Origin of the sequence: Actinomadura rugatobispora (genome assembly GCF_042656285.1) — a bacterium.
GTDB classification, from domain to species: Bacteria; Actinomycetota; Actinomycetes; order Streptosporangiales; family Streptosporangiaceae; genus Spirillospora; species Spirillospora rugatobispora.
This window is the reverse complement of sequence record NZ_JBHSON010000014.1, coordinates 136192-150190: the sequence shown is the minus strand read 5'-3', so window position 1 is coordinate 150190 and position 13999 is coordinate 136192. Positions and strand designations below refer to the sequence as shown.

The window sequence follows — 13999 nt, the reverse complement described above, 5'->3', positions numbered from 1 at the left end:
TCTCATCGCGGGGGCGCGAGCTTGCTGCCGGGGTAGGGGCTGAGGAGGGTCTCGCGCCAGGGGCCCTCCAGGTACTGGCGGGCCGTCTTGCGCCAGCTGATCAGGCGGTGGTCGGGGTCGGTCTCGTCGTCCATGCCGAGCGCGGCGTCCCGGGCGCGCTGGAGTTCCAGGTGGGCGTCGATGTCGGTGCCCCAGAGGGTCACGGCCTCGGTGTCGCAGAACTGCACCTCGTACGAGCCGACCAGGCGGTGGCCGTGATCGGCCAGGATCGGGGCGCGTTCGCGGCGGACGGCGTCCAGGTAGTCCAGCGCGGCGCCGGGGCGCACCTGGGCGCTCTCGAAGAGGTAGAGCGGGGCGGCGTAACCCTCCGCGAGCAGGTCGGCGACGGCGGGCGAGCCGGGGGCCGCGCCCAGCGGACGGGAGAACGCGCCGTGCCGCAGGTCGTCGATGTCGGACAGGAACAGGTTCTTCTGGACGTCGTCGTAGATCTCCAGCATCTGCCGCCAGCCGCCGTCCCAGCCGCCGTGGCAGTCCCACAGGGTCACCACCTTGAACTGCGGGTGGCCGGTGATGCCGACCGCGTAGAAGGCGCCGACCAGGTCGATCTCGCGGGAGCGGATCGACATGCCCGCGGTGAGCTCGTGCGCGCCCGCCTCCAGCCGGTCGTCCTCGCGCTTGTACTCGGTGAGCCAGCGCAGGTACTCCAGCGGCCTGCGCGAGTTCATCGGGTGGAACTCGACCTCTTCGAGCAGGTAGATGCCGCGGCGCATGAAGCCTCCCAGACCCGACCCAAGCGGTTGCTTGGTCGGGACACTAGCCGCCCCGGCGCGCCGCTACAAGACCGAGTCACACGGGCCGGCTACACGGGCAGCGGCGGCCGGCGGCCCTGCCAGGGGCGGGCCCGCTCGAAGGCCAGGCAGGCGTCCAGCACCGGCCCGTCGGCGTGCCGCGGGCCCACGACCTGCAGCCCGACCGGCAGCCCGTCGGCGGTGAACCCGCACGGGACGCTGGCCGCGGGCTGCTGGGTCATGTTGAACGGGTAGGTGAACGGCGTCCACCCCGTCCAGCGCTCCTTCCCGGCCCAGGGCCCCTCCGGCGGCGCCACGCGGCCGGCCTCGAACGCCGCGATCGGCATCGTCGGGGTGAGCAGCAGGTCGTACTGCTCGTGGAAGCGGCCCATGATCCGCCCCAGCTCCATCCGCCGGGCCGTCGCGTCCAGGTAGTCGGACGCCGAGTACCCCGCGCCGAGGTCGCAGACCTCGCGCAGGCCCGGGTCGAGGGCGGCGCGCTCCTGCGGCCCGAGGTGCTCGACCACCTTCGCCGCGCCCGCGAACCACAGCACCTCGAACTCGGCCACCGGGTCGTCGAAGCCCGGATCGACCTGCTCCACCTTGGCGCCCAGCTCGGCGAAGACCTCCACCGCCGCCTCCACCAGCTCGGCGACCTCGGGGTCCACCCGCGCGAACCCCAGGGTCGGGCTGTAGGCGACGCGCAGCCCGGACACGTCCCCGCGCAGCGGCGAGAACGGCGCGTGCGGCGGCGCCAGCGCCGACCAGTCCCGGCTGTCGAACCCGGAGATCACGTCCATGAGCAGCGCCGCGTCCTCGACCGTCCAGGTCATCGGGCCGACGTGGGCGAGCGTCCCGAACGGGCTGGCCGGGAAGTGCGGCACCCGGCCGTAGGTCGGCTTGAGCGCGAACGTCCCGGTGAACGAGGCCGGGATGCGCACCGAGCCACCGCCGTCGGTGCCCAGCGCCAGCGGGGCCATCCCCGCCGCCACGGCCGCCCCCGCGCCGCCGCTGGAGCCGCCCGGGGTGCGGGAGAGGTCCCACGGGTTGCGGGTGATCCCGGTGAGCGGGGAGTCGGTGACGCCCTTCCACGCGAACTCCGGCGTGGTCGTCTTGCCGACCGGGACCGCGCCGTGCTCGTACAGGCGGGCCACCGAGGGCGCGTCGTCGGGCCACCGCTGGCCGGGGCTGATCGAACGGGAGCCGCGCAGCGTCGGCCGCCCCCGGGTGAGCAGCACGTCCTTGATCGACACCGGTACCCCGTCGAGCAGCCCCGACGGCTCCCCGCGCCGCCACCGCTCGGCGGACGCGCGCGCCGCCTCCAGCGTCCACTCGGGCTCGACCAGGCAGAAGGCGTTCAGCTCGGGATCGGCCCGCTCGATCCGGGCCAGCACGGCCTCGGCGGCCTCGACCGGGGACAGCGCGCCGGTGCGGTAGGCGGCCAGCAGCTCGGTCGCGGTCAGGTTCGCCGGGTCCGCGGTCCCGGTGCCCTCGGTGCCGGTCATCGATTCCCCCCAGGGGTAGCGGCGGTGGTCAGCGCGGTGGTCAGGAGGAGGCCGGGGCGCCCGAGCCGACGTAGCCGAGGCGCTTGTCGACGACGTTGCGCAGCGGCCGGCCGTGGACGCGGCGGTCGAGGTTGTCGGCGAACAGCCGGACCAGTTCGTCCCGCCAGCCGACGATGTCGCCCGACATGTGCGGGGACACGATCACGTTGGGCAGCTCCCAGAGGGGGGACGGGGACGGCAGCGGCTCGTCCACGAAGACGTCCAGCGCGGCGCCCGCGATCTCGCCCGTGCGCAGCGCGCCGACCAGGTCGTCCTCCACCACCAGCGGCCCCCGGCCGATGTTGATCAGCCGTGCGGTGGGGCGCATCGCCCGCAGCGCGGCCCGGTCGATCATGCCGCGGGTGCGGTCGGTGAGGGGTGCGGCGAGCACGGCGTAGTCGGCCTCGGCCAGCGCCTCGTGCAGCCGGTCGTCGGGCAGCACCTCCCCCAGGTCGGGATCGCCGGACCGGGCCGTGCGCCCGATCCCGCTCACCCGCAGTCCCGCCGCCGTCAGCGTGCGGGCGATGGCCCGCCCGATCGGGCCGGTGCCGACGACGACCGCGCGGGCGCCGGCGATCGGCTCGGTCTCGCGGTGCCGCCACACGCCCTCGGCCTGCAGCCGCAGGGTGGTGTGCAGGTCCTTGGCGAAGCAGAGCACCAGTCCGAGGACATATTCTGCGATGGGCCGGTCGAAGACCCCTCGCGAGTTGGTGACGATGGTCTCACTGTCGACCAGGGCAGGGAACAGCAACCGGTCCACCCCGGCACTGGCGATGTGCACCCAGGGCGGGGCGTCCTCGGCGGGCCAGGCGGCGGCGACCGCCTCGGTCCAGAAGTCGTACACGAACAGCACGTCGGCCCCCGGGAGCGCCTCCGCCAGGCCGTCCTCGCGGACGTAGCGCACGTCGGCGGCCCGCTCGACCGGCTCCATCCCCGGCGGCCGCGCGTCCCCCCGGAGCACCACCACCTGGGGCGGCCGGGAGGTAAGTGGCTGGGCAGGCTCCATCGGCTCACTCTCTGGGGTCGCTCAATTAACTAGAACGCAACGTGGGGAGGCATTGACACGCTAGGAAGCCTTCGTAGGATTGTCAACAATCAGCGCGGGGCATCAAACCACCGGGTCACTCGCCAGGCGGCCCGCGTTGATCGTGCTGCAAGACCGTCGCAACCGTTCCAAGGCCAGGGCGGATCCCAAGGCGCTCTAATCGAAAGAGTCCTCTCGGGTGAGCGACGCGTCGCCCACCCCTGTGCCCGGGGAGGCCGGCATGCCCAAGCTCATGACCATCACGCTCGAGCGCCGTGGCGTCTCCTGCGTCGCGGAACTGCTCGAGAAAGACGCCCCCAGGACGTGCGAGGCGGTCTGGGAGTCCCTCCCCCTCGGGGGCGAGGCCTACCACGCCAAGTACGCCCGCAACGAGGTCTACACGATGGTCGAGCGGTTCACCGACGAGGCGGTGGGCCAGGAGAACCCGACCGTGACCCCGATCCCCGGCGACGTGGTGTTCTTCGACTTCCACGGCGGCATGCTCGACCGCGGCTTCAAGGAGGAGAAGAACATCCACGAGCTGCCCGGCGTGATCGACCTCGCCATCTTCTACGGGCGCAACAACCTGCTGCTCAACGGGGACGTGGGCTGGGTGCCCGGCAACGTCTACGCCACCATCGTCGAGGGCCTCGACCGCATGGCCGAGGCGTGCAACGACGTGTGGCGCTCCGGCGGTGTCGGCGAGCGCCTGGTGTACGCACGGCACGGCGGCTGAGCGGCGGCCGGGGATGGCATTCGACCCCCAGCTGATCGTCGGGCCCGAGCTGACCGCCCAGCACGGCATCGGCGTGGTGGCCCCGTTCGACTTCGCGCTCGACCGGGAGCTGTGGCGCTGGACGCCCGACGACGTTTCGCTGTTCATGACCCGGCTCCCGTACGTCCCGGTGCCGGTCACGGTGGAGATGGCCTCCGCCCTGTCCGACCACTCGATCGTGCGGCAGGCCGTCCGCGACGTGCTGGCGCCCGAGCCGCTGGCGGTGGCCTACGCGTGCGCGTCCGGCAGCTTCATCCGGGGCGCGCGGGGCGAGCGGGAGCTGACCCAGGCGATGCTGACGGCGGGCGCGCCCGCCGCCACGACCAGCTCGGGCGCCCTGGTGGAGTCGCTGCGGCTGCTGGACGTCGACCGGATCGCGGTGGTGACGCCCTACATCGACAGCGTCACCGACCGGCTGGTGTCCTTCCTCGGCTCGCACGGAGTCGGGGTGGTGTCGTCGGTCGGCATGGGCCTGCTCAACCACATCTGGAAGGTCGGCTACGGCGAGGTCGTCGAGGCGGTCTCGGCGGTCGACCGCCCCGAGGCGGAGGCGGTCTTCATCAGCTGCACCAACGTGCCGACCTACGACATCATCGCCCCGCTGGAGCGGATGATCGGCAAGCCGGTCCTCACCGCCAACCAGGTGACCATGTGCTCCGCGCTGCGGGCCATGGGCTGCCAGGCGGCCGGCGAGGGCCAGTGGCTGGTGCAGCTGGGCCGGGCCACGGCGGCCTGACCCCCTGACCAGGGCCTGAACAGGGCCCGGGCGGGGCCCCGCGCGGATGGGCAGGGGGACGGCCCGGCCGGTGCCCGCACCGGCCGGGCCGTCAACGCGAGCCCAACCGCGGGCAAAAGATCGGAAATGTTAGGATTGTCAACAATCTGAATCTGCACCCGGATTCGGAGCGGAGGACGGATGGCACCCACGGCGCCCGCGATCGGATTCCTCTACCCCGGCTACTCGGCCGAGGACGACTATCCGGTCATCGAGAAGATGCTCGGCGACGTGCGCCTGCCGGTCGTGCACACCCTGATGCGCGAGGACGCGCACCGCGTCGACGCCCTGCTGGACGTGGGCGGCGCCGACGTGCTCTCGGAAGGGGCGCGCGCGCTGGCGGGGCTGGACGTGCGAGCGGCCGTCTGGGCCTGCACCAGCGGCAGCTTCGTGTTCGGCTGGGACGGCGCCGCGGGCCAGGTCGAGGGCGTGCGGGAGGCCGCCGGCGCACCCGCGTCCAGCACCTCCTTCGCCTTCGTCAACGCGGCCCGCCATCTCGGCCTGCGCCGGGTGGCGGTCGCGGCCACCTACCCGGCCGACGTGGCCGAACGGTTCGTGGACTTCCTGGGACGCGCGGGCATCGACGTCGTCGCGCTGTCGTGCCGCGGCATCATCACCGCCGCCGAGGTCGGCACGCTCGGCCGGGACGAGGTGCTCGACTTCGTCGCGGCCAACGACCATCCCGACGCCGAGGCCGTGCTGGTGCCCGACACCGCGCCCGCCAACCAGGTGAGCGTCTGGGAGGGCCTGCGGCTCGCGGCCGGAAGCGGCGACGGCGCCGCGTCCGCGCTGCGCCCCCGCACGGGCCTGGGCCGGCTGTTCGCGGCCGGGCTCGACGCGGGCTCCGCGGCCGCCACCGCCGTCCCCTGGGAGGCCGGGCCTCCGGTGCCGGGTGCGCACCGTCCCACGCTATGAGAGAGGGGCCTTGCGCATGGGCCGATTGGGCGAGCTGGAACCCGTCCCCCGCAAGTCCACCGTCGAGATCGTCTACGACGAGCTGCGCTCGGCGATCCTGTACGGCCACCTGGCGCCCGGCGAGCAGCTCGGCGAGGCCGAGCTGGCGGGCCGGCTGGGCATCAGCCGCGGCCCGCTGCGCGAGGCCATGCAGCGGCTCGTCCAGGAGGGCCTGCTGCACAGCGAGCCGCACCGCGGGCTCTTCGTGATCACGTTGGACGAGGGGGACGTCGAGGACGTCTATCTGGCCCGGCTGGCCATCGAGCGGGCCGCCTGCACCCTCGTCATGGACCGCAACCGCGGCGAGGCGGTGGCCCGGCTCACCGAAGCGCTGGAGCACCTCGTCGAGGCCGCCCGCGAGCGCGACCGGGTGAAGATGAGCGACGCCGACCAGGCGTTCCACGAGGTCCTGGTCAGCTCCTCCGGCAGCGCCCGGCTGGAGCGCATGTCCCAGACCCTGCTGGTCGAGACCCGGATGTGCCTGAACGCCCTGCAGGACACCTACCCCGAGCCCGGAGAACTGGTCGATGAGCACCGGCGCCTGGTCGACGCCATCTCCGACGGCGAGGAGGAGCGCCTGCTGCGCCTCATCGAAGACCACATGACCGACTCGATCAAACGCCTGGCGTGACGAGAACACAGCTCATGGTGAGGGTGGACAAGGCGGGGCCCCGCGTGTTGCCATAGGCTGCAGATTGTCGACAATCCTACTGGGAGGACCGGATGGCTCAGCTGTCTCCCGTGCTCAAGCAGGCCACGCCCGTCCTGGCGGAGCGCGGCGAGGGCGTGTACCTGTACGACGAGGCGGGGCGCCGCCACCTCGACTTCACGGCGGGGATCGGCGTCACGAGCACCGGCCACTGCCATCCGCGGGTCGTCGCGGCCGCCCAGGAGCAGGTCGCCACGCTGATCCACGGCCAGTACACGACGGTGATGCACAAGCCCCTGCTGCGCCTGACCGAGCGGCTGGGCGAGGTGCTCCCCGAGGGCGTCGACTCGCTGTTCTACATGAACAGCGGCAGCGAGGCGGTGGAGGCGTCGGTGCGGCTGGCCCGGCACGTCACCGGGCGGCAGAACATCCTGGTCTTCCAGGGCGGCTTCCACGGCCGGACGATGGGCGCCGCCGCGCTCACCACGGCGGGCACCAAGTTCCGCGCGGGGATCGGGCCGCTGATGCCGGGCGCCGTGGTGGCGCCGTTCCCGCAGGCCTACCGGTACGGCTGGAGCGAGGAGGAGGCGACCAGGTTCGCGCTGCGCGAACTGGACTACGTCCTGGCCACCTCGGGTGCGCCGCAGGACACGGCGGCGTTCCTGGTCGAGGCGGTCCTGGGCGAGGGCGGGTACATCCCGGCGCCGCCCGCGTTCCTGCAGGGGCTGCGCGAGCGCGCCGACCGGCACGGGATCCTGCTCATCCTCGACGAGGTCCAGACCGGCTTCGGGCGCACCGGGAAGTTCTGGGGCCACGAGCACGCGGGCGTCCGGCCCGACGTGGTCGTCACGGCCAAGGGGCTGGCCAGCGGGTTCCCGCTGTCGGCGATCGCGGCGCCGGCGGCGCTGATGGAGAAGGCCTGGCCCGGCTCGCAGGGCGGCACCTACGGCGGCAACGCGGTGGCGTGCGCGGCCGCCCTGGCGACGCTGGACGTCATCCAGGAGGAGGGCCTGGTGGAGAACGCGGCCGAGATGGGCGCCCGCCTCCAGGACGGCCTCCGCAAGATCGCGGCCGAGCACCCGGCGATCGGCGACGTGCGCGGGCTCGGGCTGATGCAGGCCAGCGAGTTCACCGCGCCCGGCGGGGAGCCGGACGCGGGCGCCGCGCAGCGGGCGCACAAGGCCGCCGTCGACCGCGGCCTGCTGCTGCTCACCTGCGGCGCGCACGGCAACGTGGTCCGCATGATCCCGCCGCTGGTGGTCAACGGCGACCAGGTCGACGACGCGCTGGCGCTGTGGAGCGAGGCGGTGGCCGAGGCCACCGCCTGAGCGGGCGAGCGGGCGCGGGGCTCCTCTGTTAGATTCCGAACCCCGTTCTGGTTTCCAGGTCCGGAGGAGCCCCACCATGAGCCCGTGGAACACGCCCGAACGCGTCGCGCTGCGCCGGCTGGTGCGCGACTTCACCGTCCGGGAGATCGTGCCGCACCTGGCCGCCTGGGAGGACGCCGGGGAACTGCCGCGGGAGCTGCACCGGAAGGCGGCGGCGGCCGGGCTGCTGGGCGCGGGGTTCCCGGAGGAGGCCGGCGGCGGGGGCGGCGACCTGTTCGACGCGATGACCGTCGCCGAGGAGCTGATCCAGGCGGGCGGGTCGGGCGGGGTGGTGGCCTCGCTGTTCACCCACGGGATCGCGCTGCCCCACATCATCGCCTCGGGTGACGAGGACCTGGTCGAGCGGTTCGCGCGGCCCACGCTGGCCGGGGAGAGGATCGGGGCGCTGGGCGTCACCGAGCCCGAGGCCGGGTCGGACGTGGCGGGCCTGCGCACCACCGCCGTGCGGGACGGCGACTCCTACGTCGTCAACGGCGCCAAGCTGTTCATCACCTCGGGCGTGCGGGCCGACTTCGTGACCACGGCGGTGCGGACCGGCGAGCCCGGGTACGGCGGGATCTCGCTGCTGGTGATCGAGAAGGGCGCCCCCGGGTTCGCGGTGTCCAGGTCGCTGAGCAAGATGGGCTGGCTGTGCTCCGACACCGCCGAGCTCGCGTTCACCGACGTGCGGGTGCCCGCCGCCAACCTGGTCGGCGAGGAGGGCTCCGGCTTCGTGCAGATCATGCGGAACTTCGTGACCGAGCGGCTGTCGCTGGCCGTCCAGGCGTACGCGACGGCGCAGCGGTGCCTGGACCTGACGCTGGAGTGGGTGCGGGCCCGGGAGACGTTCGGGCGGCCGCTGTCGTCCCGGCAGGTGGTCCGGCACAAGCTCGCCGAGATGGCCCGGCAGGTGGACGTGGCGCGCGCCTACACCCGCGGCGTGGCCGAGCGGCACGCCGCCGGCGAGGACGTGCTGACCGAGACCGCCTACGCCAAGAACACCGCCGTGTACGCGGTGGAGCACGTGGTGCACGAGGCCGTCCAGCTGCACGGCGGGATGGGCTACATGCGCGAGTCGGAGGTGGAGCGGCACTACCGGGACGCGCGCATCCTGGGCATCGGCGGCGGCACCAGCGAGATCATGAACGAGATCGTCGGCAGGCGCCTGGGCCTCTAGGAGCCGGGCCTCCAGGAGACGCCGGCCCGGTCGGCGAGCGCCTTCAGCGGGGCGCCCAGCAGCGGGGCGGTGGCGGCGGCCGCCGCGGAGCCCAGGACGATCGACCAGGCCACCGGCCCCAGCGGGGTGCTGCCGAAGAAGTGGCTGACCCCCGGCGTCTCGATCACCGCGGCCAGCACCAGCAGCGAGGCGGCGCAGGTGGCCAGCACCGCCGGGCTGCGCCATCCGGACTGCAGGGTCTGCGCGAGCTGGGTGATGACCAGCGCGGCCAGGCCCATCGTCCCGGCCCGCCGGCGCCGTCCGGTGAACCGGCCGAGCTGCCAGGCCAGCACGGCGCCCAGCGCGGTCACCACGCCGCGGGCCGCGATCGCGTCGTACATCGGGTCGCCGAGCGCGCCGGCCTTGGGCGGGGCCGCCGGATCGCCGGCCGCCGGGTCGCCGTCGCCGTCGGGCGGGGCCAGCGCCACGGCCAGCGCGGGCATCATGTCGGTGAGCATGTTGACCAGCAGCAGCTGCCGGGTGGTGAGCGGCGCCCGCCCGCCCAGCGCGGTCCCGTAGATCGTGAAGGCGACCTCGCCGGCGTTCCCGCCGACCAGGATCGAGACGGCGTTGCGGACGCTCTGCCACAGCGCGCGGCCCTCCAGCAGCGCCGCCACGATTCCGGGCAGGTCGCCGCCGCGCAGGATCAGGTCGGCCGCGAACGGCGCGGCCCGCGAGTCGCCGCTGGACAGCCCGATGCCCACGTCGGCGAGCCGGATCGCGGCGGCGTCGTTGGCGCCGTCGCCGGTCATCGCCACCACCCGCCCGGCGCGCTGCAGCGCCTGCACGATGCGGACCTTGTGCTCGGGGGTGACGCGGGCGAACACCGAGGTCGCGGCGATCCGCGCGGTCCGCTCGCGGTCGCTGAGCCGGTCCAGCTCGGCGCCGGTCAGGGTGCGCTCGGGATGCGGGACGCCCAGTTCGGCGGCCACCGCGCGGGCGGTGTCGGGATGGTCGCCGGTGATCATCGTGACCCGGATCCCGGCCGCGGTGAGCGTGCCGATCGCCTCGGCCGCGTCCGGGCGGGTCGGGTCGGCGATGCCGACGAACCCGACCAGCACCAGGTCGGCGGTCTCCGGCAGCTTCTCGGCGTCCTCCAGCCCGCCGGGACGGGCCTCGGCGACCGCCAGCACGCGCAGCCCGCGGCCCGCCAGGCGGTGCACGGTCCGTTCGACGGACGCGCGCCGCCGCGCCGTCATGGGCTCGGTGTCGCGCCCGGCCCCGGCGCGGGCGCGGGCGACCAGGCGGTGGCAGCGCGGCAGGACGACCTCGGGGGCGCCCTTCACCGCCAGGTACGCCTCGCCGCCGTCGCGGCCGGTGGCGGCCGAGTAGCCGCGGCTGGGCTCGAACGGAGTCCGGTGCAGCGGCTCCCACTCCGGGTCCCCGCCGAGCCGGGTCTCGGCGGCGTCCAGGACGGCCCGGTCGGTGGCGTGCTTGACGCTCCCGGCCGCGGGGTCGGGGCAGGCGCGGGCCGCGACGGTCAGGACGCGGCGGCCGAGCGGGCCGTCCAGTCCGGTGCCGCGCAGCGGGCCGCTGGCGCGGGTGACGCGCAGCCGCCCCTCGGTGAGCGTCCCGGTCTTGTCGAAGCACAGGGTGTCGGCGCGGCCCAGCGTGCCGAGCGTCCGGGACGAGCGCACCAGCACGTCGCGGCGGGACAGCCGGCGGGCGGCGGCCAGCTGCGCGACCGTCGCCACCAGCGTGAGCCCCTCGGGCACGGCGGCGACCGCGACCGCGACCCCCGAGGAGATCGCCTGCCGGGCGGAGACGCCGCGCAGCAGGCCCAGCACGCTGACCAGGCCGCCGCTGAGCCCGGTCACCGGCAGCGAGATCCGGGTCAGCTCGTTCAGCTGTGCCTGCACGCCGGTGGGGGCGGCGCCGCGGCCGGCCAGCGCGGCGGCCCGGCCCGCCTGGGTGGCCTCGCCGGTGGCGACCACGACCGCGTAGCCGCGGCCGGCGAGCACGGTGGTCTGCTCGTACAGCATGCAGCCGCGCTCGTCGAGGTCGGCGCCGGGCACGGCGGCGAGCGACTTGGACACCGGCAGCGACTCGCCGGTCAGGCTCGCCTCGTCGACCTCCAGGTCCTCCTCGGCCAGCAGGCGGGCGTCGGCGGGCACCACGTCGGAGGGGCCGACCGCGATGACGTCGCCGGGGCGCAGCTCGGCGGCCGGGATGACGTCGTACGGGGCCCATCCGGTCCGGCCGTCGAGGGTGAAGTCCCAGGCGCGGGGGTCGTCCGCGTGGTCACCGGTGCGCACCCGGCGGGCGGGGGCGCGCTGGCCGAGCAGCAGGCCGCGCAGGGCGCGCTCGGCGCGGGCCCGCTGCACGCCGCTGATCAGCGCGTTCCCGGCCATGACGCCGCCGACCAGCGCGGCGTCGACACCGGACCCGACGACGGCGGACGCGGCGGCGCCCAGGACCAGGACGGGCGTCAGCGGGTCGCTCAGCTCGTGCCGGACGGAGGCGGCGACCTCGCCGAGCGCCCTGACCGGCGGCGCGGCGCGCAGCGGCGCCGGCAGCGGTCCCGGCAGCAGCCGGGTGCGGGGAGGGGCCTCCTCGGCGGCCATGGCGCCGCGCAGGCGCAGCGCCTGCTCCGCGGCGGTGACCGGGTCGAGCGCGTGCCACTGGATGCGGGGCAGCGGCCTCGGCGCGGGCCGGGTCGCCAGCCTGCGGGCCGACAGCAGCCCGCCGAGCATCGCGACCAGTGCCGCGCTGTAGACGGGGGCCAGGTCGAACGCCGAGGTCGCGCGGCGCCCGGTCAGCACCAGCAGGACGCCGAGGGACGAGCCGCCGAGGGCCAGCCGCACCGCGCGCCGGCTGCCCTCCCTGGCCGCGCCGACCGCGATCAGCACCCGCCAGGCCTGGTCGAGCCCGCCCGTGCAGATCAGGTCGGCGCCCCAGCAGGCCGGGGTGCCGCCGTCCACCGGACCGGCGGCGGAGACCCCGACGGACACGTCGGCGGCCAGCGCGGCGCCCTGGTCGGAGGCGGTGACGACCAGCACGCCCTCGCCGTCGCGCTGCAGCGCGCGGACGTGGTCCAGCAGCGGGGTGGCGGCGTCCAGCGCGTCGTCGGCCAGGGGCAGCAGATCGGCGGTGGAGACGTGCTCGGTCAGCAGGACGCGGGCGCCGCCGTCCCGCGCCGCGACCAGCAGGGACTCGGCCAGCGGGGCGAGCCTGCGCCCCACCAGCGCCTCCCCCAGCACGCCGCCCTCGGGTCCGAGCACGCGCAGCCGGAGGCCGCCGGGATCGGCCGGGGTCCCGACGGTGCCGCGGGTGCGCTCCAGCCGCCAGCCGTCCGTGTCGGGGACGCCCTCCAGCCCGGGGTCGACCTCCAGCAGCCGGGACGCGGCCCGCCACACCGCGGCCCCGTCGGCGGAGATGATCTCCGGTTCGGGGCCGCACAGCGCGGCCGAGTCCAGGACCACGGCGGTCATCCGGTCGAGCCGCCGGTAGCAGCGGCCGTCCATCGGGACGATGCCCTGGCGGGCCAGCGCGCGGCCGAGACCGGAGGCGAACGCGCGCCGGCCGCTGTGGGCGGCGCGCGGCACCATCGCCAGCAGCACGTCGGCGGCGGCGCCGGGGTCGCGGCCGAAGCCCGCCACGCCCGCCGCTCCGACCAGCGCGGCGATCGCGGAGCGGTCGGCGCAGGTCTCCACCGGTCCGGGCGGCAGCGGCTCGGGCCGGGCGGGCCGGTGCGGGGCCTCGGTGGGCAGGCCGCCCCCGGACAGGCTCTCCTCCCAGCGGCTCCAGGCGGCCCGCTGGGCGTTCGCCTCGGCCAGCTGGACGCCGTGCTGCAGCGCGGCCACGGCCAGCGAGGACGGCTCCTGGGTGAGGGCGTGCAGCGCGGCGTTCGTCACGGCGAGGACCAGGTCGGTGCCGTGCGGCCCGAGCCGGTGCTCCAGCCGCCTGCGCAGCCGCGGCTGGCCGTCCAGCCAGACCACGGCGACCCGGGTGGCGCGCGGCCACCGGGGCAGCCAGACGAACCGTCCGGCGATGGCCAGCGCGAACGCGGCGCAGTCGGAGGCCAGCGCGATCGTCTCGACGGTGGCCGGCGCGAGGTCGCCGGGATGGCTCTCCATGGGGAGGGTCGTGTCGGAGACCTGGTGCTCCTGCTCCACGGCGTCGATGGCGTCGAGCACTTCCTCCAGGGTGATCTGGTCCTCGTCGAACGCGGTGAGGACCTCGCCGGTGACCGCGTTGACCTCCGCCCAGTGGACGCCCTTGAGCCGGCGCACCGCCTTGGTGGTAGCGGCGCGCAGCTCGGCGCCGGCGGGGGTACGGGTCGCCGGGTGGCCGCGCAGCTCGATGTAGGCCCTGCCCTTGCGGGCCCAGACCCGCCGCCGGGTCCGGGGGCCGATCAGGTTCGCCAGCTCGGCGCGCTCCACCAGCTCACTGAGCGCGGACGGAAGGGGCGGATGCGGTACGCGGGGGCGGGGCACATGGGGGCGTGGCACGCGGGAGAGCCCGGCGGAGGCCAGCCCGGCGGTCCGGGAGGCGGCGCCGCCGACCAGCCCGGCCGTTCCGGAGACGGGCCCGGACGCCGGCCCCGTCGCCAGCCCCGTCGCCAGCCCTGTCGCCAGGCCGGCGGCCAGTCCGGTGGCCAGCGCGGTCGCTTCTGAGGCCGTCTCGGCGGTCAGGCGCGCGGTACCGGAGGCCAGGCCGGCGGCATGGGCCGTCGCACGGGGCACGAGACGCGCCGCCGACCGGAGCACTCCCACCGCGTCACCCTCTCACCGCGCCGCCCGTTCGCAGCGTCGCCTGCTCGCAGCGCCGCCCCACGATCACGGGGCGATGCTGACGGCCCGTACCCCGGGCGGGCGGGACGACACCGGCGGGGAGCGGAATTTACCGAGTGGCGGCAATGCCCCGGCGGGCGGGCGGCGGCCGGGGCGCGGACCGGCCGCCGGGCC

Annotated in this window: 10 protein-coding genes; 6 read left to right on the top strand and 4 right to left on the bottom strand. The window is 75.2% G+C overall.

Annotated features, from left to right (window positions below):
* Positions 1–2: 2 nt before the first annotated feature.
* From ACFPZN_RS12920 to ACFPZN_RS12910, 3 genes are all read right to left on the bottom strand, one after another.
* A complete protein-coding gene (locus ACFPZN_RS12920) occupies positions 3–770 on the bottom strand; it encodes a hypothetical protein (protein ID WP_378282135.1) in 768 nt (255 codons plus the stop codon).
* A gap of 89 nt (positions 771–859) precedes the next feature.
* Entirely contained in the window at positions 860–2293 is a 1434-nt protein-coding gene (locus ACFPZN_RS12915; RefSeq protein WP_378282134.1) for an amidase, read from the bottom strand.
* 40 nt (positions 2294–2333) lie between these two features.
* A complete protein-coding gene (locus ACFPZN_RS12910; RefSeq protein ID WP_378282133.1) occupies positions 2334–3338 on the bottom strand; it encodes a D-2-hydroxyacid dehydrogenase in 1005 nt (334 codons plus the stop codon).
* A 271-nt stretch (positions 3339–3609) separates the two neighbouring features.
* Here ACFPZN_RS12910 and ACFPZN_RS12905 point away from each other — a divergent pair, with 271 nt between their 5' ends.
* From ACFPZN_RS12905 to ACFPZN_RS12880, 6 genes are all read left to right on the top strand, one after another.
* On the top strand, positions 3610–4092 hold the full coding sequence (locus ACFPZN_RS12905) for a DUF3830 family protein (RefSeq protein ID WP_378282152.1): 483 nt from the start codon (positions 3610–3612) through the stop codon (positions 4090–4092).
* Between the two features lie 13 nt (positions 4093–4105).
* Positions 4106–4867 carry a maleate cis-trans isomerase family protein gene (locus tag ACFPZN_RS12900; RefSeq protein ID WP_378282132.1) on the top strand — a complete coding sequence of 254 codons (762 nt, stop codon included), beginning with the start codon at positions 4106–4108 and terminating at the stop codon, positions 4865–4867.
* Positions 4868–5047: 180 nt separating this feature from the next.
* The gene (locus tag ACFPZN_RS12895; protein ID WP_378282131.1) at positions 5048–5821 is read left to right on the top strand and encodes a maleate cis-trans isomerase family protein; all 774 of its coding nucleotides are present in this window, start codon (positions 5048–5050) and stop codon (positions 5819–5821) included.
* Between the two features lie 16 nt (positions 5822–5837).
* The gene (locus ACFPZN_RS12890) at positions 5838–6491 is read left to right on the top strand and encodes a GntR family transcriptional regulator (protein WP_378282130.1); all 654 of its coding nucleotides are present in this window, start codon (positions 5838–5840) and stop codon (positions 6489–6491) included.
* A 92-nt stretch (positions 6492–6583) separates the two neighbouring features.
* The gene (locus tag ACFPZN_RS12885) at positions 6584–7837 is read left to right on the top strand and encodes an aspartate aminotransferase family protein (RefSeq protein ID WP_378282129.1); all 1254 of its coding nucleotides are present in this window, start codon (positions 6584–6586) and stop codon (positions 7835–7837) included.
* A 76-nt stretch (positions 7838–7913) separates the two neighbouring features.
* Positions 7914–9053, top strand: coding sequence for an acyl-CoA dehydrogenase family protein (locus ACFPZN_RS12880; RefSeq protein ID WP_378282128.1), 1140 nt, complete (start codon positions 7914–7916; stop codon positions 9051–9053).
* Here ACFPZN_RS12880 and ACFPZN_RS12875 read toward each other — a convergent pair.
* A complete protein-coding gene (locus ACFPZN_RS12875; RefSeq protein ID WP_378282127.1) occupies positions 9050–13807 on the bottom strand; it encodes an HAD-IC family P-type ATPase in 4758 nt (1585 codons plus the stop codon). The genes ACFPZN_RS12880 and ACFPZN_RS12875 overlap by 4 nt on opposite strands.
* Positions 13808–13999 lie beyond the last annotated feature (192 nt).

Coding starts and splice junctions, on each gene's coding strand:
- ACFPZN_RS12920 (WP_378282135.1), bottom strand. CDS start 770: ATGCGCCGCGGCATCTACCTGCTCGAAGAGGTCGAGTTCCACCCGATG.
- ACFPZN_RS12915 (WP_378282134.1), bottom strand. CDS start 2,293: ATGACCGGCACCGAGGGCACCGGGACCGCGGACCCGGCGAACCTGACC.
- ACFPZN_RS12910 (WP_378282133.1), bottom strand. CDS start 3,338: ATGGAGCCTGCCCAGCCACTTACCTCCCGGCCGCCCCAGGTGGTGGTG.
- ACFPZN_RS12905 (WP_378282152.1), top strand. CDS start 3,610: ATGACCATCACGCTCGAGCGCCGTGGCGTCTCCTGCGTCGCGGAACTG.
- ACFPZN_RS12900 (WP_378282132.1), top strand. CDS start 4,106: ATGGCATTCGACCCCCAGCTGATCGTCGGGCCCGAGCTGACCGCCCAG.
- ACFPZN_RS12895 (WP_378282131.1), top strand. CDS start 5,048: ATGGCACCCACGGCGCCCGCGATCGGATTCCTCTACCCCGGCTACTCG.
- ACFPZN_RS12890 (WP_378282130.1), top strand. CDS start 5,838: ATGGGCCGATTGGGCGAGCTGGAACCCGTCCCCCGCAAGTCCACCGTC.
- ACFPZN_RS12885 (WP_378282129.1), top strand. CDS start 6,584: ATGGCTCAGCTGTCTCCCGTGCTCAAGCAGGCCACGCCCGTCCTGGCG.
- ACFPZN_RS12880 (WP_378282128.1), top strand. CDS start 7,914: ATGAGCCCGTGGAACACGCCCGAACGCGTCGCGCTGCGCCGGCTGGTG.